The sequence below is a fragment of the Agromyces sp. NPDC057865 genome (genome assembly GCF_042796995.1).
GTDB lineage: Bacteria > Actinomycetota > Actinomycetes > Actinomycetales > Microbacteriaceae > Agromyces.
On the sequence record NZ_JBHVMJ010000003.1, the window covers coordinates 351504 to 373536 of the forward strand.

The window sequence follows — 22033 nt, forward strand, 5'->3', positions numbered from 1 at the left end:
GCCGGCCACGGCGGTCAAGCGACGTCAGCCGGTCGAGCGCGGCACGTTCACCACTGGGGCCGGCGCCGCGGTTCCCTACACTGGCAGTCGTGGGGGACACACCGAAGGTACCCGCGCTCGCGTCGGACCCTCTCCGCAACCTCGTCGCACTCGCCGGCGCTGCGGTCGTCACGGTCGTGGCGTTCCTCGTCTACAGCGCGGTCCTGCCGGTCCGGTTCACGATCGACGCCGTGATCGTGACCGCGTTCGTGTTCTGGATCGCCTACTCGCTCGCCCACGTGGTGTTGACCCAGGCGCTGTTCGGCCGCGCGAGCAGCGACGACTTACGTCGCTGGCTCAGCATCAGCAATCGTCGCCGTCGCCGCTCGCCCCGCTCCGGCGAGGAGAGCGACCGCGTCGGCCCGACGGTAAACGCGCAATGGTCGATCCTCGCCGCGGCGGCCGTGGCGCTCGTGCTCATCGCCCCGGGCCTGCTCGACAGTCCACTCGCCAACGGGCTCAGCTTCGGCGTGGTCGTCTCGGCGTGGCTTGTCACCGTCTACGCCTATGCGGTGCACTACGCCCGCCTCGACGCCTCCGCCGAGAGCCTCGAGTTCCCCGGGAAGACCGACACCGACCCGGTGTTCGCCGACTACTTCTACCTGTCGGCGCAGATCGCGACGACCTTCTCCTCGTCGGATGTCTCGATCTTGACGACCCGCGCGCGCAAGGTCGTCTCGGGCCAGACCTTCATCGCGTTCGCATTCAGCACGTTCATCATCGCGCTGCTCATCACGGTGCTGTTCATGAGCAACTGAGCGTCCGCGGTTCGGCTCCGAGGGCCGCGCCGAAAGCCGCTCGCCGACCTCCCGCATGCCCGCGTACGGTGGATCAGGGTCGAATCTCCACGATGACGTGGAGTGAGGGGGGCCCCTTGGGCACGATCATCCACCAGCCTGCTGCACAGATGATGGCCGGGCACGCCGTCGGAATCCTGCTGCTGAACACCGGCTACCCCATCATCCCGGGCAACGTCGCGAACGCGTCGACCTACGACTACCCGGTGAGATTCACGGTCGTCGAGGGCGCCGACAGTCCCCGCCTGATCGGCGGTGATCCGACGCTGCTCGAGCCCATCCTCGCCGCCGCCCAAGAGCTGGTCCGCGATGGCTGCCGCGCCATCGTCGGTGCGTGCGGCTACTTCGCCCGCTTCCAGCGCGAGCTCGCCGAGGCACTGCCCGTCCCGGTGTTCCTCTCGAGCCTGTGCCAGGTCCCGATGCTGCTCGGCGCACTGCAGCCCGAGCAGCGGCTCGGCATCCTCTGCGCGAAGCAGAGCAGCCTCGACCAGCGGATGCTGACGGCGGTGGGCATCCGCGAGGACGCGCCGATCGTCGTGGCCGGCATGGAGCACAGCCCCGGGTTCCGCGGCGCGATCCTCGAGGACCAGGGCTGGATGGACGTCGATCAGGTGCGGGACGAGGTCGTCGGCGCGGCCGTTCGGCTGGTGACCGATCATCCCGAGATCGGCGGCCTGCTGCTCGAATGCAGCGACATGCCCCCGTACGCCAAGCAGATCCAGGACGCGACGGGCCTGCCCGTGTGGGACTACGTCACGCTCATCGACTGGATCCACTCGAGCGTCGTACGTCGCACCTACGACGGCTTCATCTAGCTCGACAGGGGAGTGCGCCCGCCGACTCCGAGGACTACCGTTGGGGGGTGTCCGTTCGCGAGGCCGACGCGCGCACCGCTCACGCCGACGGCGTGGAGCGGCTCCTCGCAAGCTACCGGGTACTGCCCGAGGCATCCGCGGTCCGGCTCGCGAAGCCCACGTCGAACCTGTTCCGGCCTCGCGTGCCGGCGGATGCCGCGGGGCTCGACACGTCGGGACTGACCCACGTCATCACGGTCGACCCCGAGGCCCGCACGGCCGACGTGGCGGGCATGTGCACGTACGAGGACCTCGTGACCGCAACCCTCCCGTACGGGCTCACGCCACTCGTCGTGCCGCAGCTGAAGACCATCACGCTCGGTGGTGCGGTCACGGGCCTCGGCATCGAGTCGGCGTCGTTCCGCAACGGGATGCCGCACGAGTCCGTGCTCGAGCTCGACATCCTCACCGGCTCCGGCGAGCTCGTCACGGCCTCGCCCGACGAGCATGCCGACCTGTTCCGCGCGTTCCCCAACTCGTACGGCACGCTCGGCTACGCGGTGCGCCTGCGCATCGAGCTCGAGCCCGTGCAGCCGTTCGTGGCGCTCACGCACGTGCGGTTCCACACCCTCGCGGAGCTCGTCGCCGAGATGGACCGGATCGTCGAGACCGGCCTGCACGACGGCGAGCGGGTCGACTACCTCGACGGCGTCGTGTTCAGCGCCGACGAGAGCTATCTCTGCCTCGGCACGCAGACCGCGGCATCCGGCCCGGTGAGCGACTACACCCGGCAGCGGATCTTCTATCGCTCGATGCAGCACGACGAGGGGGAGCTCCACGATCGCCTGACGATCCACGACTACCTGTGGCGGTGGGACACCGACTGGTTCTGGTGCTCGGAGGGGTTCGGCGCGCAGCATCCGCTCGTTCGCCGGCTCTGGCCGCGACGGTATCGCCGCAGCCGCTCGTACTGGAAGCTGATGCGGATCGCGCGGCGGTACGGCATCGCCGACGCGATCGAGCGGCTCAGGCGGCGCCCGCCGCGCGAATGGGTCATCCAGGACATCGAGGTGCCGATCGGGCGCACCGTCGAGTTCCTCGACTGGTTCCTGATGAACGTGCCGATCGAGCCGATCTGGCTCTGCCCCGTGCGGATGCGGGACGACGACGGCTGGTCGCTCTATCCGCTCCGGCCGCGCGAGACCTACGTCAACGTCGGCTTCTGGTCGACGGTGCCGGTCGGGACGACCCCCGGCGAGACCAATCGGCGCATCGAGCAGGAGGTCGGCGAGCTCGACGGGCACAAGTCGCTCTACTCCGATGCCTACTATCCCCGCGAGGAGTTCGACGCGCGGTACGGCGGCGACGCCTACTGCGCCGTGAAGGGCCGCTACGACCCCGACGGGCGACTCCTCGACCTCTACGAGAAGGCGGTGCAACGACGATGACGACGTTCAAGGACCAGGTGGGCGAGACGGCCGAGACGGATGCCGCGACCGGACCGTCAGGCGACGACGGCAAGCTCAGCCTGGCCGAGATCCTCGAGCTGCTCGCCGGCGGGCGGCTGCCGCTGCGGTTCACCGCGTACGACGGCAGCGCGGCCGGCCCCGAGGACGCCCCGTTCGGGCTCGAGCTGACGTCGCCGCGCGGCACCACGTACCTCGCCACCGCGCGCGGCGACCTCGGCCTGGCCCGCGCCTACATCTCCGGCGACATCGAGGTCCACGGCGTCCATCCGGGGGACCCGTACGAGCTGCTCAAGGCCCTCGCCGACGAGCTGGTGTTCCGGATGCCGCCGCCGAAGACCATGGCGAGGATCGTACGGTCCATCGGCGTCGAGCACCTGCGCCCGATCGCCCCGCCGCCGCAGGAGGTGCCGCCGCGCTGGCGACGGCTCGGCACCGGACGCCGGCACAGCAAGGCGCGTGACGCCGAGGTGATCCACTACCACTACGACGTCTCGAACACCTTCTACGAGTGGGTGCTCGGGCCGTCGATGACGTACACGTGCGCGTGCTACCCGAGCGCCGAGGCATCCCTCGACGAAGCGCAGGAGAACAAGTACCGACTCGTGTTCGAGAAGCTGCGGCTGGAGCCGGGCGACCGACTGCTCGACGTCGGCTGCGGCTGGGGCGGCATGGTGCGGTACGCCGCCCGTCGTGGCGTGCGCGCGCTCGGCGTGACCCTGTCGCAGGAACAGGCGACGTGGGCGCAGCGGGCGATCGCCGAGGAGGGGCTCGCCGACCTCGCGGAGGTGCGCTACGGCGACTACCGCGACATCCGCGAGTCGGGCTTCGACGCGGTGTCGTCGATCGGGCTGCTCGAGCACATCGGCGTGCGGAACTACAAGGGGTACTTCCGCTTCCTGCGGTCGCGGCTGCGGCCGGGCGGGCTGCTGCTCAACCACTGCATCACCCGCCCCGAGAACAGGACCGAGCCGTCGACGCACGGGTTCATCGACCGCTACGTCTTCCCCGACGGCGAGCTCACCGGCTCGGGCCGCATCATCACCGAGGCGCAGGATGCCGGGCTGGAGGTGCTGCACGAGGAGAACCTGCGTCCGCACTACGCGCTGACCCTGCGGGACTGGTGCGCCAACCTCGTCGCGCACTGGGACGAGGCCGTCGAGGAGGTCGGCCTCGAGAAGGCCAAGGTGTGGGGCCTCTACATGGCCGGGTCGCGGCTCCAGTTCGAGCGCGGCGGCATCCAGCTGCACCAGGTGCTCGCGGTGAAGGACGACGGGCACGGCGGCACGGGTGACCTGCCGCTGCGGCCGTGGTGGAGCGGGTAAGCGTTTTCGTCAGGGGGTGCCGCCGGCGCCTCGATGCCGGATAGGCTCCTGCGGGTGAAGCCTCTCGCCGCCGCCGCCACCGCCGCCCTGCTCATCACTGCGCTCGCCGGATGCGTCGGCTCCGACACCGTCACGCCCGGGACGTCCTCGTCGAGCCGGACGCCGAAGGCGAGCGCTCCGGCAACGCCGAGCGCGACGCCTGGCGCGACCGACGCGACCGAGACCACTCCGGGCGCGGCTCCGGATCCCGCGCAGCTGAAGTGCCTCACGGTCGACCAGTCCGCCATCGACGTGATCGCGCAGGGGCTGCTCAGCGGCGTCACGGTGAACTCGGCGGCCGCTCACCTGGCGACCGACGACAGCGGGGTCTTCTACGTCACGCTCGATCTCGTCGGACCGGGCGCGGAGTCGGGGCAGGCGGTGGCGACGTTCGCCACGAACGACGATCCATCGGTGCCCGGCGGGGAGGGGATCACGATCGCCGTCGGCGAGGCGGCCCACCAGTTCTCGGACTGGCCGCGGGGCGACGAGTCCGACTTCCAGCTGACCGCCGACTCCCCGGGCGTCGCCGAGTCGGTGGCGTGCCTCGGGCTCTGAGGCCGGGGCGGTGATACCGGGTCGACCGATGCGCCGCGAACGGGTGTCGGACCGAAACGCGGTCGTGGCTTAATCTCGTGACCATGGGTACGATGGCGACCGCATATCTCACGGGCTTCGGCCGGTACCTGCCCGGTGACCCCGTGGACAACGACGGGATCGCGGCCCGGCTCGGCGGCGACGACGCGGTCACCGAGCGCATCCGACGTCGCATCCTCGACGCCAACGGCATCCGCACGCGGCACTACGCCCTCGACGAGCACGGCGAGCCGACCGAGCTCAATGAGGAGCTCGCCGTCAAGGCGCTGCGCGCGGCACTCGACGACCGGGGGATCGACGCGTCCGACCTGCGGATGCTCGCGTGCGCGACGACCATGGGCGACGTGCTCGTGCCGGGCTTCGCGTCGATGGTGCACGGCCGGCTCGGCGGGGGACCGATGCAGCTGCTCACCGCATCCGGCGTCTGCGCGTCGAGCCTCGCCGCGCTCGACGCCGCCGCGAGCAAGATCCGGCTGGGCGATCATCCGCGCGCCGCGGTCGTCGGGTCGGAGCTCGCGAGCCGCAGCCTGCGCCAGCGCCGCTTCGACGGCATCCGCGCGGGCATGGACTCGCACTTCCTCCGCTGGATGCTCTCCGACGGCGCCGGTGCCGTGGTGCTCGAGTTCCAGCCGCATCCGACCAAGCCGTCGCTGCGACTCGACTGGGTGCGCCACGTCTCGCTCGCGCACGAGCACGACGTGTGCATGCGCGCCGGCATGGAGGGTGCCGAGCCCGTCGTCGGGCACACGTGGCAGGACGTCGACCTCGCCGACGCCGAGGCATCCGGCATGTTCGTCATCAGGCAGGACGTGAGCATGCTCGACGACCTCGCCGGCGCTGGGCTCAAGCAGTTCGAGGAGCTCGTCGACATCGGACTCGTCGACGTCTCGCACCTCGACCACGTGGTCTGCCACTACAGCACCAACGTCTTCCGCGACCTCGCATTCGAGGGGCTGCGGCGACGCATCCCCACGCTCGACACCGACCGCTGGTACTCGAACCTCGAGACGCGCGGCAACACCGGCTCGGCGAGCATCTTCATCGCCCTCGAGGAGGCGTGGCACGAGGGCCGCTTCGCCCCCGGCGAGACGGTGCTGCTCGCGGTGCCCGAGTCGGGCCGGTTCTCGTTCGCCTTCGCCCACCTCACCGTGGTCGCCCCACCCGAACAGCAAGGAGCATCGACATGACCGACACGACGACCGCCCCGACAGCCGGCGCCGCCGCGCCGCTCGCCCACGCCGCCGCGCCGCTCGCCGACGCCGGCACGCTCGCCGAACGCCTCGCCGAGGTGTGGATCGAGCTCGAGGAGCGCCTCGACCGGGTGCCGATCCTGCAGCGGCTCGCCGAGGGCACGGTGACCATCCACGACTACGAGCGGCTGCTCTTCAACCTCCGCCAGCAGGTCGTCGACGGGTCGCCGTGGATCTCGCGCGCGGCATCCAACTTCGACATCGAGCACTTCACCCTGCGTGCCGCGGCCATCAAGCACGCCGAGGAGGAGCACCGCGACTACCTCATGCTCGAGCGCGACTATGTGGCGATCGGCGGGTCCCTCGACGAGCTGCGCAACGGCCGGAAGAACCTCGGCTCCGAGGCGCTCTCGGGCTACATGTTCCACTCCGCCGACCAGCCGAACCCGGTCGGGCTCCTCGGCGCGATGTTCATCATCGAAGGACTGGGCGCGAAGCGCGCCGCGGGATGGGCCGCCCGGTTCCAGGAGGTGCTCGGCCTCGCCGACAACCAGGTGCACTTCATGCAGTACCACCAGGAGGCGGACGGCGCGCACACCGGCGACCTCGAGGCGATCCTCACGTCGGGCATCATCGACGACGCGGCCGCCGACGAGATCGTGCGGTGCGCGCAGGTGGTCGCCCGGCTGTACGCGCTGCAGCTCGAGGAACTGGATCGCTGACATGGCGGAGTTCGTCCGCTCCGATCCGAGCATGTGGGAGGCGGTGTACGCCGACCCCTCGGTGCCACTCGACCGCGCACTCGTGCGACTCATCATCGACGACCAGCGGCGCCGCTCACGGCGGTGGCTCTACCCGATCGCGCGCATCGTGTCGCGGATCCTCGTCGCACTCATCTCGATCGTCAAGCGCGTCCTGCCGTTCCGGTGGATGCCGCTGCACACGATGGACGTGCTGTGCGTGTGGTTCCTGCGGCGATTCGTCTCGCCCGACGCCGTCGAGCTGCTCATCCGGCACTTCGTCGTCGAGACCAACCTCGTCAACTTCATCATCCGCAACACGCCCGTCGCGATGGAGCCGGTGACGCTGCGTCCCGAGACCCTCTCCGGGCTCGGCGACCAGGCCGTCGTCGAACACGACGTCAACGTCTACGACGTGCTGATCGCGCTCGACGCCGTGCCGCTGACCCGGCCCGAGACGCTCGACTTCGCGCAGCTCGACATCCCGCCGCTCGACGCCGAGCGCTGGCGCCGACGCACCCTCCGCCTCGACATCCAGACCGCCCTCTGCTTCATGAACATCCCGTTCTCGATGGCGCTGACGGTCGAGGAGTACCGCCGCGCGGTGCACTCGATCCGGTTCGACGACTCGTTCCTCGAGATCCTCGCCCTCGTCACCGACGACGACACGTTCCGGCACTGGAAGAACGCGGGCATGAGTCTCTGGATGGACTCCAACGTCGACGTGCCGCGCATGGTCTACCGGCACGCGCTCGTCTGCGAGTACGCCCATGCCCACCTCGTGAAGCTCGCCGGCGGCGCGTATCCCCGCGACACCGACGTCGAGTTCGACTGACACGTGCCCTCTCCCGCCGCCGAGTTCATCGACCGCACGCTCCGGTTCGAGGGCTCGGAGTTCCGGGCGGAGGCGGACGCGGAGCGGATCGGCGGCGGGCTGCGGTTCTACGGGGCGTCGGTCGGGGCGATCCGCGGCACGGTGCGCGACGCGGGCCGGCGGCATCCGGGCCTGACGCACGACGAGGTCACGGCGCTCGCCGCGGAGCTCTGGGAGGAGCCGGTCTACGAGCGTCGGCTCGCCGCGATCGTCCTGCTCCAGGGGCAGGTGCGGATACTGCGGGGCAACGACCTCACGCGAATCGAGCAGTTCCTGCGCGATGCCCGCGTCGGCGAGCTCGTGGATCCGCTCGCCGCTGACGTGGTGCGTCCGCTGCTCGATCGGCTCGAGGGCGCGGAGGCGGAGCGCGCACGCAGGATCATCGAGCGATGGGCGACCGATCCCGATCCGAACCTGCGGCGGGCGGCCGCGTTGCTCTGAGGTTCGTCCGGGCGGATATTGCGCCGCCGACATCGAATCGCGGCCACCAGCATCGCACCGAGGCGCGGTAGCGCCGGAACTCGTCGCCGAATCGTGCCTCGAGGTCCGCTTCCTCGAGCGGTCGGACGGCGAAGTTCCACACGAGCGACCCGGCGACGGCGTACACGATCACGAGCCACGACGGAAGCATCAACCCGACGGCGATGCCCTGGACGATGCCGGAGACGGCCATCGGATTCCGGACGAACCGGTACGGACCGGCGATGACGAGACGGTTCGGCATCGCCGAGGGCAGCGGGGTGCCGGCACCGATCGTCGACATCGTCGCGGCAGCCCACAGTCCCAGCCCGCTCGCGAGCAGGAACACCACGAGGCCGACCGTTCTCGTTGCGCTCGGGAACGGGATGGCGAGGCTCCATTGCTCCTCGACGAAGGCGATCGTGAACGGGATCACGGCGAGGAAGACGCCCCAGAAGATCAGGATCTCGACCGCGGTGGCGATCACATGGCGGGTCGCGCCGGCCCGCGCGGAGGCGGGTCGGAATGCGAACGGGCCGCGGGCGACGATCCACTCGGTGGGCAGCCGTCCCAGCAGCATCAGTGACAGTGCGGCCAATGAGCCGCCGGCCGCCGCCATCATGAGGAGGGCACCCCAGCCCGCCTCCGTCGTCACGGTGGCGTATACCGCTATGCCCGCTGTGACGATGATCGTCCATCCGGTGGTCACCATGGCGGCAGTGCGAAGCCCCACTGCGGCCACCGCCGACGCCAGCACGAACAGCGGAATGTCGAGCGCCGCCATGATCATCGGGTCGAGGCTTCCCAACGTCGCCTCACGCACGAAGGGAACGGCGAACACGGCGATCCACCACGCGCTGCCGGCGAGGGCCTGCGCGGCGAAGTACAGGCGGGCCCACATGTCGGCAACATAGCATCGGCCGTCGGCTCCGGACGCCGCGTGCGAGACTGCACCGGTGGAGGACATCGAGCTCGCCCGCATCGCGGGCGGCACCGTGGGGCTCCACGACGCGCGCCGCAAGGTGCGGTGGACCGTCGAGCTCGAGCCGTTCGAGCTCGGCGTCTATCCGGTGACGCAGGCGCAGCTCGGCGAGCTGCTGGGGGAGACGGCGTCGCATCCGCGGCGGCCCGCGACCGACGTGAGCTGGCTGCGGGCGATCAGGTTCTGCAACGCGGCATCCGAGTGGGAGGGGCTCGACCCCGTGTACACGTTCGACGGCGAGGACGTGACCTGGCACGTCGACGCCGACGGGTACCGCCTGCCGACCGAGGCCGAGTGGGAGTTCGCGTGCCGCGCGGGGTCGACGGCTCCGCACTACGGCCCGCTCGCCGAGGTGGCCTGGACGAGCGCCGACGGCGTGACATCGCCGCAGGACGTCGGCGGGAAGCATCCGAACCTCAACGGGCTCTTCGACACGCTCGGCAACGTCTGGGAGTGGTGCTGGGACCTGCTCGACCCCGTGCGGTACGACGACTACCGGGTCTTCCGCGGCGGCGGGTTCGCCGACGACGCGTGGAGCGTGCGGGCATCGACCCGGCGCGGGGGAGCGCCGCGCATGCACCACGAGGACGTCGGGTTCCGCGTGGCGCGCGGCGGCTTCGACGCGACGGATGCCGCGCAGGGCTGGTCGGCGCAGGCGGACCTCGAGCGCGCCGACCTCGACGGTCCGACGCCGTTCGGGTGGACGCCCCGGCGCTGACCTGGCGTCGACGACGGGCCGCGGGTCGCGGCCGCGGGCACGCCGCGCCGCGACGCTACTTCACGACGCGATAGCGCAGGTGCGTCGCGGCATCCGTGTCGATCACGACGGGCCCCTCGAGCCGCACGTGCCGCTCGAGCCAGCCATCGCCGAAGAGGGGCGTGCCGCTGCCGAAGAGCACGGGCACCAGGTGGATCGAGATCTCGTCGACGACGCCCTCGGCCAGGTACTGCCGGGCGATGTCGGCGCCGCCCATGATGCCGACGTCCTGGTCGCCGGCCGTCGCGCGTGCGGCGTCGAGCGCCGAGCGGGTGTCGCCGACGAACGTGTAGACGCCGTCCTCGGGAACGTCGGCGGGCGTGTCGTGGCTCACGACGAACAGGGGGATCCGGGCCGGGCCGGTCGGGCCGTCGGCTCCCCACCACCTGATGGAATTGTCGTACGTGCGACGGCCGGCGATGACGGCGCCCAGCCGCTCGCCGGCCTGCTCGAGCAGTTCGCGGTCGCGCTCGCCGCCGTCGAGCGCCCAGTCGTGCAGCACCTCGCCGTCGACCCCCATGCCGACCTCGGGCGTCATGCCGCTCGCCGCGATGAACCCGTCGAGCGACATGCTGATGTCGAAGATGACCGTCCCCATGATGAGCTCCTTTCTCGAAACGTTCGCTCACTGCTGCGTCGAACGGGGAAGGGGCTGGATCGACAGCGCGAGGATGTTCAGTCGTGACGCTCCGCGTCGCCGGCGCGAATCAGCCGACGCGCGCTCGTCACCGACGGCCCCAGGTGCGCGAGGTGTGCGACGAGCTCGTCGGCCGTCGCGGCCAGCTCGTCGTCGGACATCGGGTCCAGCGCGTCGAGGATGAACACGGCGGTCGTCGTGTGCTCGGTGAGCTGCGTTCGACGGGCCTGACGCCAGTTCCAGCGTCGGCACGTCACGCCTGCATCGTCGCACCAGACGACCTCGCCGACCTCGGGATGCTCGACCAGCTCGGCCCCGTCGACCACCGTGTCGAACGGCTCGGCGCCGCTCGCCCGGAGCAGTCGCGGCGGACCCTGATAGCGCGAGAGGTCCTCGCCCCCGAGCGGTACCTGGTGCAGCACGGACACCGCGTTGTAGAGGTCGGTGAGCGGGTTCACCCGAGGCAGGCCGCTCGCTGCGCGGCGCAGCAGGGCCTCGAGGCTGTTGCGCGTACGCTGCGGCTTCGCGCCGAACGCGCGGTAGGCGTCGCGCCACGCGGCGACGTGGGGCAGGTCCTCGACGGGGCCCTTCGCCAGCGCAGCCCGAGCGGATGCCTCGGCGGACTCGATGAGCGCGGCGCTCGTGCCGTCGCTCGAGCCCGGCTCGAGTCCGTCGACGGCGATCAGGAGCGCCCGATAGTCGGGGCGCAGGCCGAACACGGCCGGTTCGACCTGCGCCCCCGACAGCGCGTCATGCAGTGCGTCCATCCCGTGACATCCTCCTCCGTCGAGGAGTCCGTGTCACCGGCGGTGCGCTCCGCGAGCGGGCTACTTCTCGGCGTCCAGGCGCTGCCGATCCTCGTCGAGCAGCGCGTCCTCGCCCTCGTCGCCCTCGGCGATGACCTCGTCCTCCTGCAGCGACAGGCGCAGGCGGCGTCGGAACAGTCGGGTCATCACGAGCAGCGCGACGAAGCCGATCGAAAGCCAGATCAGGCCGTAGGTCATGGCCTCGCTGCTCACGTTGAGCCAGAGCACGACCGTGAGCACGACGCCGATCACCGGCAGCACGATGTTGCGCACGACCTGCCACAGCGTCTTCGCCTCGCGACGGCGGATCGCGAAGTGGAGGATGACCGACAGGTTGACGACGGTGAACGCGATGAGCGCGCCGAAGTTGATCATCGAGAACACGAAGTCGAGGTCGGCGATGGCCGCGCCGAGCGACACGATGCCCACGAGCACCACCGCGACCGCCGGCGTGCGGAACTTCGGATGCACGTACGACAGGCGCCGCGCGATCGGGCCGGTGCCGTTGCGGCCCATCACGTAGATCATGCGCGAGACGCTCGCGTGCGACGCGAGGCTCGACGCCGCCGCAGCTGCGACCGCCGCCGAGACGAAGAAGATCTGGAAGACCATGCCGCCGACCGAGTACGCGATCTCGGGCAGCGCGGTGCCCTCGGTGAAGCCCTCGGTCGACGGGAAGAGCGACTGCGCGAACCACGCTGCGGTGAAGAAGATCACGCCGCCGATCACCAGGGCGAGCACGATCGCCTTCGGCACGGTGTGCGCGTCCTTCGCCTCCTCGGTGTACATCGTGATCGCGTCGAAGCCGATGAACGAGAAGCACACGATCGTGGCCGCGCTGATGACCGTCGCGATCTGCGTGTTGGCGTGGTACAGCGGCTCGAGGCTGAACGCCGTGCCGTTGCCGGCGCCCTGCGACAGCGCACCCCAGGCGAGCATCACGAAGACCGCGATGAGCACGACCTGGAACACGAGCAGCGTCGCGTTCACGCGCGAGGTCGACGAGATGCTCCAGAGGTTGAGCAGCGTGATCAAGGCGACGTAGCCGAAGACCCAGATCCAGCCCGGCACGTCGGGGAAGAATGACTCGAAGTACTGGCGCACGAGCAGTGCGTTCACGAGCGGCAGCAGGAGGTAGTCGAGGAGGGCCGTCCAGCCGACGAGGAAGCCGACGTTCGGGTGGATGGTCTCGGAGGCGTACGTGTACGCCGATCCGGCCGAGGGGTAGACTCGCGTCATCCGCCCGTAGCTGATGGCCGTGAACAGCATCACGACCAGGGCGAAGAGGTAGGCGAGCGGCACCACGCCGCCGCTCTCCTCCGAGACGTAGCCGAACGTGTCGAACACCGTCATGGGCGTCATGTACCCGAGGCCGAGGGCCACGATGGCCCAGAGGCCGAGGGAACGCCGAAGCTTCGTGGGGTTGGCAGTCCGTGCTGCGGTTGTGGTCATCGTGGATCCTGTCGTCGCCATTGTCGAGCGAGGTGACATTACGCCAGCCGACGTGCGCGAGGCATGTCCATGGCGGCGATCTCGAACTCCGCGATCCGCCACCGTGTCCAAGCGGGCTGCCCGTCGGGCGTTGAGCGGCCCCGTGGCTACGCGCGCACGAGCAGGAAGATCCCCGACGACAGCGTGAGCACCAGCACGATGCGCTCGAACCAGACGGGGGAGATCCGGCGCGCGACGGCTCGACCGCCGAGGGCGCCCAGGATCAACGCCGGCACCAGCACGAGGTTCAGCAGGAGCGACTGCCACGTCATGAGCCCGAGCCCGATCGAGAACGGCACCTTGAAGGCGTTCACGAGCAGGAAGAACCAGGCGGCGGTGCCGAGGATGGCCTGCACCGGGAGGCGCGACGCCACGAAGTAGAGCGTCATCACGGGTCCGGCGGCGTTCGCGATCATGGTCGTGAACCCGCCGAGCGGGCCGAACACGTAGGCCAGTCCCGTCGGCACGGGCCGTGGCTCCGTCGCGCTGCGGCGCTCGCGGAGCAGGAAGGTCACGCGGACCACCACGAGCAGGACGAGCGTCGCGCCGATGATCCGGCGCACGGCCGCGTCATCCGCGTACCAGAGCACGACGACGCCGAGCAGCACGCCCACGACGACCGAGGGGATGAGCCGGCGGAGGATCGTCCAGTCGGCGTGGGCGTGGTACATCCGGACGGCGATGAGGTCGCCGACGAGCAGGAGCCCGAGGACCGCGCCCGTCGACGCCTTGGCGGGCAGGACGGTCGCGAAGAGTGCCGCCGGGATCGGCCCGAACGCGGGCATTCCGCTCTTCGACGCGCCGACCGCGAGGGCGGCGACCGCGAGCAGCAGCCACTCGAGCGGGGTGAAGGCGGGCAAGGCGGGCACCATGCCATCCTCGTACGGCGACGCCGTCGGTCCGATCAGGATGACGCGCCGGCGTCATCGACGCTCGTCGGGTCGTCGCGTCGGTTCAGGCGTCGGATGCCGCGGCGCGGGCCGCTTCGGCCGCCCGCTCGACCCACTTCGGCACCTCGCCGTAGCGCTGCGACGGAACGAGTCGCCCGGCCGCGCTGTCGTCGATGAGCTGCGCGAGCCGTCGCTCGCGCGTGGCCTCCTGCTTGGCGGTGAGGATCCAGTGCACGACCAGGCGGCGGTAGGTCGGCGTCGCCGCCTCCCAGAACGCCGACGCCGCGGCATCCGCTGCGAGCTGCTCGGCGAACGCCGGCGGGAGGTCTTGCGCGGGGTTCTCGAACGAGTACACGCCCGAGCGGTCGTCGCGCCGACGCTCGAACGCCGCGACGCCGGCCGGATGCATGCGGCCCTCGGCGGTGAGTCGCTCGACGAGCGCGATGTTCACGGCCGACCAGTTGCTGCCCGACTTGCGCGGGGTCCAGCGCTGGCGCCTCGCGTCGTCGTCGATGCGCTGCGAGACCGAGTCGATCCAGCCGAAGCACAGCGCCTCGGGCACGGCCTGCTCCCAGGTGAGGCCCCGATCGGGCACGTGCCGCTTGTTGAGGCCCATCCACAGCTCGGTCTCGGTGGCGTGGTTGGCCTCGAGCCAGGCGCGGAACTCCTCGGGCCCGGTGAAGAACACGGCGGGTCGTTCGTTCGAACCGCCGGGAGTGCCGATGCTCGTGGCCATGCGACGAGTCTGCCAGCAGCCACCGACGGGAACGTGAATCGGTCAACCCCCTGACGGCATCCGCCACTCCGTCCGTAGGTTGGTCGCATGATGCACCTCACCGTGGCAGGCAAGTCCCTGTTCATCGGCGACGATGCCGCGCGTGCGGTGCTCGAGTACGCCACCGCACTGGCGGACCGAGGCCGTGCCGACCAGGTGACGGTGCGCGCGATCGGCGACGACGGGAACGAGGTCGAGGTGAGCTTCGTGCTCGACCCCGGCGTGGTCATCGCCGCGGAGACGACGAACGCCACGATCGAGCCGCCCGACAACGACTTCGTCGTGGCCGACATGCGTCGCCGGATCGGCCGGCTCACCCATCGGGTCGCACCCACGCCTCGCGTGTCGGGTGGATTCGACGCCGACGGCGACCACTGGCCCGAGGAGTACTGACCGCCGACGCTTCGATCCGCCCTGACGAGCGGCGGCGATTTCTTGCGCGTTGATAGCGACTGGAAACCGGTTACAAGTGAGATGTCACGTTGCACGCATGTGCCGTTCGGAGTGTGCGTGATGAGGCCCGGTCGGGGCCGGAAAGCGCGGGAATCCGCGGCATCCGGCAGCGCTTGCAGAGCGGAGATGCTTCTCCGATTCCGGGTCCGCCTTTCGGGGGACTGTGGTCGTCTTCCGCCGAGCGACCGACGCAAGATTGCACACTGCGCAATCCAGACCGTCAGATCCGCAACTATTGACGCTCCAAGTCGCGATCCGTTAGACAGAACCGCAAGCATCGGCCCGACTCACCCGAAGAGGCGCCGGCGCTCGTCGGAGTGACGCCTCCCCTGCATCACCCCCTCGGTACGACTCCGGCTCGACTGCACGACAGCGCCACCGCAACGAGGAGGGAATGCCTGATGTACACGTTGAGAAAGCAGAGAGCGATCGGGGGGTCGGCGGTCGTCGCCGCACTGCTCGGCCTCACGCTCACCACGATGACGCCGATCGGCGCGGCTGCCGGTTCCGAGCCGCCGCCCGAACTGACCCGCGACGCCGACGAGGAGGTCAGCGTCGTCGAGGTCACCTTGGCCGACAACACCGAGCTCGACCGCCTGGTCGACACCGGCGTCGACCTCGACCACGCCGCGCACCTGAACCCCGACGGGACCATCACGGCCCACGCCGTGATCAGCGACGGCGAGGCCGACGCCCTGCGCGCCCGGGGCTTCTCGGTCGGCGTCACCCTGCACGACGAGGACGACACCGAGGCGGTGCTCGCCGAGCGCGACGCGACGATCGCCGCCGCCGTCGCGGAGAACCAGCAGTTCGCCGCCGCGGCCGCCGCCGACGCCGCGGACGTCAAGATCATCCGCGCCGACTACTACACGCAGTTCGGCGTCGGCTACCTGTCGGTCGAGGCGAAGTGGGCCGACGGCCAGACGAACTCCGCCCAGCTGACGGTCCAGCGCGACAGCGGCCCGGGCACTCCGATGGGATCAGGCGGCACGCAGAACATCAGCCGCTTCGTCGACGCCGGCGTCTACCTCTACCACCGCGGTGCGTCGACGGTGACCACCCGGCCCGACACCGTGAGCATCACCGGCCCGACCGGCGACGTCGCCACCGCCAAGGTGAACGACTGGCTCCCGATCGAGGGCGAGGCAGCCTGGGGTCCGAACTACCAGACCGACTTCATCACCTCGTACCTCACGCCGACCGAGCTCTACGACCGGGTCAAGGCGCTGGCGGCGGAGTTCCCCGAGATCTCCGAGATCGTCGAGCTCCCGAACCCGACCAACGGCTACCGGCGTCACGCGCAGGCCGTGCTCGGCACCGCGAACGCGAGCCGCGTCGCGATCGACTCGAAGGCCTGGGGCCACGAGGGCGGCAAAGACATCACCCTCGCGCTGACCTCGCCCGGCACCGCCAACTCGCCCCTGTCGGTCTCGGTCAACGGGTCCGCCATCGCGGTCTCCCTGGGCACGAACGCCGGTGGCACCGCGACGAGCACCGCGGCGCAGGTCGTGGCGGCGATCAACGCGTCGCCCGCGGCATCCGCGCTGGTGGTCGCCTACACCTACCGTGGCAACACGGGCACCGGTGTCGTTGCCGCGGGCTCGGCCGCGCTCACCGACGGACTCTCGGCACCCGCCTCGGTGTCGCGCGACCCGCAGCCGGTGTACGCGATCCGGATCGGCAAGACGCGCGACGGCTCGAAGCCCGGCGTGCTGGCCTACGCGCAGGAGCACGCACGCGAGTGGGTCCCGCCGCTCGTGGCGGTCGAGTCGGCCGAGCGCCTGCTGCGCAACTACGCGCAGGACGCGTCGACGAAGAAGCTGGTGAACAACCTCGACATCTGGATCGTCCCGTCCGTCAACCCCGATGGTGGTCACTACTCGTTCTACGACTTCGCGTCGCAGCGCAAGAACATGACCAACCACTGCGAGCGCTCGGGCAGCGCCGACTTCCTGTCTCGCACGAGCTGGGGCGTCGACAACAACCGCAACTACGACACCTACAGCCTGTTCGACGGCTACAGCGGCGCCTCCTCGTCGTGCACCAGCGGCACGTACGCGGGTCCGGCGGAGCTGAGCGAGCCCGAGAGCGCGAACATCGACTGGATCGCGGGCGCGAACCCGAACATCAAGTTCGCGATGAACCTGCACAGCTCGGGCAACTACTTCATGTGGTCGCCGGGCGCCTACACGACGCCGGACCGCGGCTCCTCGCCGCGCCCGACGCTCGAGGAGGAGTCGTACTTCTGGGGCGCCTCGTCGCGGATCCTGACCGAGATCAAGCGGTACCGCGGCATGTCGGTGACGCCGGCCCGGACGGGCCCGATCTCCGACGTGCTGTACTCGGCGGCCGGCAACTCCGGTGACATGCTCTGGTACAAGTACGGGATCTACGCGTGGAACTTCGAGGTCGGCACGCAGTTCCAGCCGCCGTTCGAGAGCGACGACCCGAACGGTGCCTCGGCGCACGCCGAGTCGCAGGAGTTCGCCAACGGGCTCATCGAGCTCATGCGCGTGGCGTACGACTTCGACAAGGACTCGCAGCGCCCGACGAGCACCGTGAAGGTCACGGCGAGCGCCCAGGCCGGCATGGTCGACCTGACGTTCGAGGTCTCCGAGTCGGCGGCGGTGTTCTACACCCTCGACGGCTCGAAGCCGACCTACGAGTCGACGCTCTACGGCACGGCCGGCATCCGCGAGGGTGCCGAGGTGGTCACGGTGCCCGCGGGCACCACGGTCAACTGGTTCTCGGTGGATTCCGCCGGGAACGTCGAGAAGAACTACCGCCCCGACGGGAGCGGCAAGAACTTCAACAAGACGACGGTGACCGCTCCGAAGTGATCCGCCACTGAATCGGCTGCGGCCGCGGCATGCCCCCGGGATGCCGCGGCCGCGGTCGTTCGTCCCCGCCGGGAGCCCGTCGCGGGACGTACGATGGCAGTGTCACGCCCCGGTCATCGAGGGGAGGGGCACGATGGTCCAGGTCCGCGTCCTCGGCGTCGCGCTAGATGCCGCGCGCCAGCACATCGTGCTGCTGAAGCCGCTGCTCGAGGACCCGAACGCGCGCCGGGTGCTGCCGATCTGGATCGGCTCCCAGGAGGCCACCTCGATCCTGCTCGCGCTCGAGGGCGAGCAGGCGCCTCGGCCGCTGACCCACGACCTCATGACGACCTTCCTCGAGACGCTCGGCGCCCGCATCGAGCGCGTCGAGGTGACCCGCATCGAGGACGGGACGTTCTACGCCGAGATCACCCTGGCGACGCCCTCGGGCACGCTCGTGCTCGACGCCCGCCCGTCGGACGCCATCGCGCTGACGCTGCGCAGCGAGGCGCCGCTCTACGTGGCCGAGCGCGTGCTCGATGAGGCGGGGATCCCGGCGGAGCTGGCCGATCCACGCACCGACGACGCCAAGGTCGACGAGTTCAAGCGGTTCCTCGACGACGTGGACCCCGAGGACTTCCAGGGCTGAGACCAGTGGGCGGGTCCCGCCGCGTGGCGTCCGCGTCGACGGTCCCGCGGCTCGCGCGACAGCGCGAGGTAGAAGAAGAGCAGCAGGGCGGCGATCGCCGCGAGGCCGACCCCCGTCATCATGTCGAACAGCAGGTCCACGTCGACCCTCCTCCGTGCAGGCGCTCCGGCGGGTGCATCGCCGGTGTCCCGGAAGACTACGCACCGGGACGATTGGCGCGCAGGGACTTGACAGACGCGGGCTCGATGCGCCAGCAGGCAGTTCGACGGCGCCGTCGCTCACGCCCCGGCGGTGAGCTCCGCCGGGTCGCGCGCCTCCGCGACGACGGTGGCGCCGACCTCCGAGGGTTCGGCTGCGGCATCAGGCCGGGCCGTGTCGTGCTCGCCGTCGAGTGCGGCACGCACCACGCGGTAGGCGCGCGGGCCGTGCGCGCGGGCGTACCAGTGCAGCAGGTCGGTCATGGGGCACCTCCACGGGGTCGGTCGAGCGAACGCGATGGGCAGCCACGGTAACCGGGCGGATGCCGCGCCGCATCGTCGATGACGCCGCGTGACCGAGCGTCGAAACATGGCGTTATCAGGGCCGACGGATGCCGCGGCATCCGCGTTACCGATCGTGACCGTCGGTGACGCCGGACGTCGCGACGCATTGGGCGGATCGGGAGCCGGACCGCATGATGAGCCGCATGTCCTTCCCAGATGCGCCCGACGAGGTCGGGTTCGCCACCCGCCAGGTGCACGGCGGCGAGCTCGCCGACGGCGCGTTCGGCGCGCGCATCACGCCCATCTACCTGAGCGCCGGATTCCGGTTCGACGACTTCGACCAGGCGCGCGACCGGTTCGCGGGCGATGAGGCCGGGTACGTCTACACACGGGCGGGCAACCCGACGAATGCCGCCCTCGAGCGCAAGCTCGCGCAGCTCGAACGCGGGCGCGACGCCGTCGTGGTGGCCAGCGGACAGGCCGCGCTCACGATCGCGATCCTCTCGGTGGCGCGGGCCGGCGACCACGTGCTCTCGGCGCAGAGCATCTACTCGGGCACGCGCAGCCTGTTCACGCAGGGGTTCGACCGGCTCGGCATCGAGGTCGAGTTCGTCGACGAGGCGGCCGACCTCGACGACTGGCGACGGCGGATCCGGCCGAACACCCGGGCGGTCTACGCCGAGTCCATCGCGAACCCGACGAACGAGGTCGCCGACCTCGCGGGCATCGCGAGCGTCGCCCAGGCGGCCGGGGTGCCGTTCATCGTCGACAACACGCTCGCGACGCCCTACCTCGTGCGCCCCGCGAAGCACGGCGCCGACCTCGTCGTGCACTCCGCGAGCAAGTTCCTCTCGGGCCACGGCGCCGCGCTCGGGGGCGCCATCGTCGACGCGGGCACGTTCGACTGGTCGGCCCGGCCCGACGCGTACCCGCACCTCAACGAGCCCGACACGGGCCTGCAGGGTCGCAGCTATCTCGAGGCGCACGGCTCCGCGGCGTTCACCGCCTACGTGCGCGGCGTGACCTCGGCGCTCCTCGGTCCCGTGCTGTCGCCGTTCAACGCCTTCCTGATCCAGCAGGGCACCGAGACGCTCTCGCTGCGGGTGCAGCGCCAGTCGTCCACGGCGGCGGCGATCGCCGCGTGGCTCGAGCAGCAGCCCGAGGTGCTGCGCGTCGACTACGCCGGCCTGGCCTCGAGCCCGTCGTACGAGCTCGCCCGCCGCTACCTGCCGCGCGGCCAGGGCGCCGTGCTGTCGTTCGTGCTCGCCGGAGGCGAGGCATCCGCCGCCCGCTTCCACGACGCGGTCGAGCTCTTCAGCCGCATGAGCCACATCGGCGACACCCGGTCGCTCATCCTGCACCCCGCCACCACCACGCACGCGCATCTCGACGTCGAGACCCGCGCGCGCGGCCGCATCTCCGCAGGCCTGCTGCGGCTCTCGATCGGGCTCGAGGAGCCCGAGGACCTCGTGCGCGACCTCGAGCGGGCGTTCGGCGCGCTTCGCGCTGCAGCGGTGGCGTCCGCCGCGGTCGGCGACGTCGACGAGGCAGCGGATGCCGCCGCATCCGTGCTCGCGCCCGCGGCATCCGTTCTCGAGGGGAGCACTCGATGACCCGCATGCAGCACTTCGGCTGGTTCTTCTCGCGCGGCTTCGGGCCGCAGGGCTGGGGGCATCCGTACCACCGCTGGAACTACCGCTGGACCGAGCCGAAGCTCTACCAGCAGTCGGTGCGCGAGCTCGAGCAGGCTGGCCTCGACCTCGTGATCATCGAGGACGGTCCGTCGCTCGGCACGCCCGAGACGATCGAGCTGCGCGTGCGCAAGGCCTACGGCGGGCCGAAGCACGACCCGGTCGCGCTGACGCCGTACCTGCTCGGCGCGACCGAGCACATCGGCATCGCGCCCACGGTGAACGCGGGCATCTGGCCGCCGTACCTGGCCGCGCGCCAGTTCGCGTCGCTGCACCATCTGAGCGGGCACCGCGTGGGCATCAACGTCGTGACGGATGTCTCGTCGACGCGCCACACCGGGCAGCCGCCCGTGTCGCACGACCAGGCCTACGACCGGGCGAGCGAATGGCTCACCGCCGTGCGTGGACTCTGGCACAGCTGGGACGACGGCGCGCTCGTCGAGGACACCGAGACATGGCGGTTCGCCGACGGCTCGAAGCTGCGCGAGACCCGGTTCACCGGGGAGTACTTCGACGTGCCGGGGCCGCTCAACGCGATCCCGTTCACCGACGGCGATCCGGCGATCGTCTCGCCCGGCGGCTCACCGAAGGGCCTGGCGTTCGCGGGCACGCACTCCGACGTGCAGCTCGCGTACGCGCCGCTCGACCTCGACGTGGTGCGCGCGTACCGGCAGCGGATCGTCGACGCGGCGCTCGCAGCGGGCCGCCCGACGAACGCGGTCAAGACGCTGTTCGTGTTCAAGCCCGAGATCGTCGCGAGCGAGGAGGAGGTCGAGCGCGTGGTGCGCGCCTCCCTCGAGCCGAGCGATGAGGTGCTCGCCGCGATCCTCGAGGGCCAGTCGAGCGACCTCGAGACCGACCTCACCGGGCTGCCGCTCGACCGGCCGCTCGACCCGTCGATCTTCGGCGAGCACGTGTCGCAGGGCAGCATCAAGGGCCTGCTCGGCAAGACGGCGCCGACCTTCGCGGATGCCACGCTGCGCGAACTTCTCGTCGCGAAGGCCCGCAAGGGGCGCATCGCCGACCGCGCCGGATTCGTCGGCACCGCCGAGCAGGTCGCCGACTTCATCGAGGAGTTCGGTGAGGAGGCCGACAACGACGGCTTCATCTTCTCGGGCGACCTGCACCCCGTCACGGTGCACCGCTACCTCGACGAGCTCGTGCCGATCCTCCGTCGCCGCGGGGTGCTGCGCGACGAGTATGCCGCCGGCGGCATCCAGGGGAACCTGCAGGACTTCTAGCCCAGACGGTCGCCCGCGGACCATATCCGCAACACTCGCC

The 22033-nt window shown here is 70.5% G+C and carries 22 protein-coding genes; 15 read left to right on the plus strand and 7 right to left on the minus strand.

The window, feature by feature from the left end; genetic code table 11:
* The first annotated feature begins 89 nt into the window (after positions 1-89).
* The 9 genes from ACFVN5_RS14550 (at position 90) to ACFVN5_RS14590 (ending at position 8302) form a co-directional block, all read left to right on the plus strand.
* Positions 90-797, plus strand: a complete 708-nt coding sequence (locus ACFVN5_RS14550) for a DUF1345 domain-containing protein (protein ID WP_376955950.1) — start codon at positions 90-92, stop codon at positions 795-797.
* 116 nt (positions 798-913) lie between these two features.
* Positions 914-1651 (plus strand): aspartate/glutamate racemase family protein, encoded by a 738-nt coding sequence (locus tag ACFVN5_RS14555; RefSeq protein WP_376955951.1) that lies wholly within the window; start codon positions 914-916, stop codon positions 1649-1651.
* A 47-nt stretch (positions 1652-1698) separates the two neighbouring features.
* Entirely contained in the window at positions 1699-3078 is a 1380-nt protein-coding gene (locus ACFVN5_RS14560; protein WP_376955952.1) for an FAD-binding oxidoreductase, read from the plus strand.
* Positions 3075-4421, plus strand: coding sequence for a class I SAM-dependent methyltransferase (locus tag ACFVN5_RS14565; protein WP_376955953.1), 1347 nt, complete (start codon positions 3075-3077; stop codon positions 4419-4421). Before ACFVN5_RS14560 ends, ACFVN5_RS14565 begins: the two co-directional genes overlap by 4 nt.
* Positions 4422-4475: 54 nt before the next feature.
* The gene (locus ACFVN5_RS14570; RefSeq protein ID WP_376955954.1) at positions 4476-5018 is read left to right on the plus strand and encodes a hypothetical protein; all 543 of its coding nucleotides are present in this window, start codon (positions 4476-4478) and stop codon (positions 5016-5018) included.
* A 92-nt stretch (positions 5019-5110) separates the two neighbouring features.
* Entirely contained in the window at positions 5111-6244 is a 1134-nt protein-coding gene (locus ACFVN5_RS14575; RefSeq protein ID WP_376955955.1) for a 3-oxoacyl-[acyl-carrier-protein] synthase III C-terminal domain-containing protein, read from the plus strand.
* On the plus strand, positions 6241-6969 hold the full coding sequence (locus tag ACFVN5_RS14580; RefSeq protein ID WP_376955956.1) for an iron-containing redox enzyme family protein: 729 nt from the start codon (positions 6241-6243) through the stop codon (positions 6967-6969). Before ACFVN5_RS14575 ends, ACFVN5_RS14580 begins: the two co-directional genes overlap by 4 nt.
* Position 6970: 1 nt before the next feature.
* Positions 6971-7822, plus strand: coding sequence for a DUF6999 family protein (locus tag ACFVN5_RS14585; RefSeq protein WP_376955957.1), 852 nt, complete (start codon positions 6971-6973; stop codon positions 7820-7822).
* A 3-nt stretch (positions 7823-7825) separates the two neighbouring features.
* Positions 7826-8302 (plus strand): DNA alkylation repair protein, encoded by a 477-nt coding sequence (locus tag ACFVN5_RS14590; protein WP_376955958.1) that lies wholly within the window; start codon positions 7826-7828, stop codon positions 8300-8302.
* On the opposite strand, the gene ACFVN5_RS14595 is transcribed toward ACFVN5_RS14590, so the two are convergent.
* A complete protein-coding gene (locus ACFVN5_RS14595; protein ID WP_376955959.1) occupies positions 8241-9221 on the minus strand; it encodes a methyltransferase family protein in 981 nt (326 codons plus the stop codon). The genes ACFVN5_RS14590 and ACFVN5_RS14595 overlap by 62 nt on opposite strands.
* A 55-nt stretch (positions 9222-9276) precedes the next feature.
* Between ACFVN5_RS14595 and ACFVN5_RS14600 the strand changes: the two genes are divergently transcribed.
* Positions 9277-10020 carry a formylglycine-generating enzyme family protein gene (locus ACFVN5_RS14600; protein ID WP_376955960.1) on the plus strand — a complete coding sequence of 248 codons (744 nt, stop codon included), beginning with the start codon at positions 9277-9279 and terminating at the stop codon, positions 10018-10020.
* A 55-nt stretch (positions 10021-10075) separates the two neighbouring features.
* On the opposite strand, the gene ACFVN5_RS14605 is transcribed toward ACFVN5_RS14600, so the two are convergent.
* The 5 genes from ACFVN5_RS14605 to ACFVN5_RS14625 form a co-directional block, all read right to left on the minus strand.
* Positions 10076-10657: a dihydrofolate reductase family protein gene (locus tag ACFVN5_RS14605; protein WP_376955961.1), complete on the minus strand. Its 582-nt coding sequence runs from the start codon at positions 10655-10657 to the stop codon at positions 10076-10078.
* 77 nt (positions 10658-10734) lie between these two features.
* Entirely contained in the window at positions 10735-11463 is a 729-nt protein-coding gene (locus tag ACFVN5_RS14610) for a B3/4 domain-containing protein (protein WP_376955962.1), read from the minus strand.
* A gap of 60 nt (positions 11464-11523) precedes the next feature.
* Entirely contained in the window at positions 11524-12954 is a 1431-nt protein-coding gene (locus tag ACFVN5_RS14615; RefSeq protein ID WP_376955963.1) for an APC family permease, read from the minus strand.
* Between the two features lie 146 nt (positions 12955-13100).
* The gene (locus ACFVN5_RS14620) at positions 13101-13862 is read right to left on the minus strand and encodes a TSUP family transporter (RefSeq protein ID WP_376955964.1); all 762 of its coding nucleotides are present in this window, start codon (positions 13860-13862) and stop codon (positions 13101-13103) included.
* Between the two features lie 85 nt (positions 13863-13947).
* Positions 13948-14619, minus strand: a complete 672-nt coding sequence (locus ACFVN5_RS14625; protein WP_376955965.1) for a YdeI family protein — start codon at positions 14617-14619, stop codon at positions 13948-13950.
* Between the two features lie 87 nt (positions 14620-14706).
* Between ACFVN5_RS14625 and ACFVN5_RS14630 the strand changes: the two genes are divergently transcribed.
* The 3 genes from ACFVN5_RS14630 (at position 14707) to ACFVN5_RS14640 (ending at position 18579) form a co-directional block, all read left to right on the plus strand.
* Positions 14707-15051: a hypothetical protein gene (locus ACFVN5_RS14630; protein ID WP_376955966.1), complete on the plus strand. Its 345-nt coding sequence runs from the start codon at positions 14707-14709 to the stop codon at positions 15049-15051.
* Positions 15052-15512: 461 nt separating this feature from the next.
* Positions 15513-17951 (plus strand): M14 family metallopeptidase, encoded by a 2439-nt coding sequence (locus tag ACFVN5_RS14635; protein WP_376955967.1) that lies wholly within the window; start codon positions 15513-15515, stop codon positions 17949-17951.
* Positions 17952-18084: 133 nt separating this feature from the next.
* Positions 18085-18579 (plus strand): bifunctional nuclease family protein, encoded by a 495-nt coding sequence (locus ACFVN5_RS14640; RefSeq protein ID WP_376955968.1) that lies wholly within the window; start codon positions 18085-18087, stop codon positions 18577-18579.
* A gap of 278 nt (positions 18580-18857) precedes the next feature.
* Here the strand turns inward: ACFVN5_RS14640 and ACFVN5_RS14645 are convergent, their stop codons facing one another.
* Complete coding sequence (locus ACFVN5_RS14645) at positions 18858-19040, minus strand: hypothetical protein (RefSeq protein WP_376955969.1); 183 nt, start codon at positions 19038-19040, stop codon at positions 18858-18860.
* Between the two features lie 224 nt (positions 19041-19264).
* Between ACFVN5_RS14645 and ACFVN5_RS14650 the strand changes: the two genes are divergently transcribed.
* On the plus strand, positions 19265-20674 hold the full coding sequence (locus ACFVN5_RS14650) for an O-acetylhomoserine aminocarboxypropyltransferase/cysteine synthase family protein (RefSeq protein WP_376955970.1): 1410 nt from the start codon (positions 19265-19267) through the stop codon (positions 20672-20674).
* A complete protein-coding gene (locus ACFVN5_RS14655) occupies positions 20671-21993 on the plus strand; it encodes an LLM class flavin-dependent oxidoreductase (RefSeq protein ID WP_376955971.1) in 1323 nt (440 codons plus the stop codon). Before ACFVN5_RS14650 ends, ACFVN5_RS14655 begins: the two co-directional genes overlap by 4 nt.
* The last annotated feature ends 40 nt before the right edge of the window (positions 21994-22033 follow it).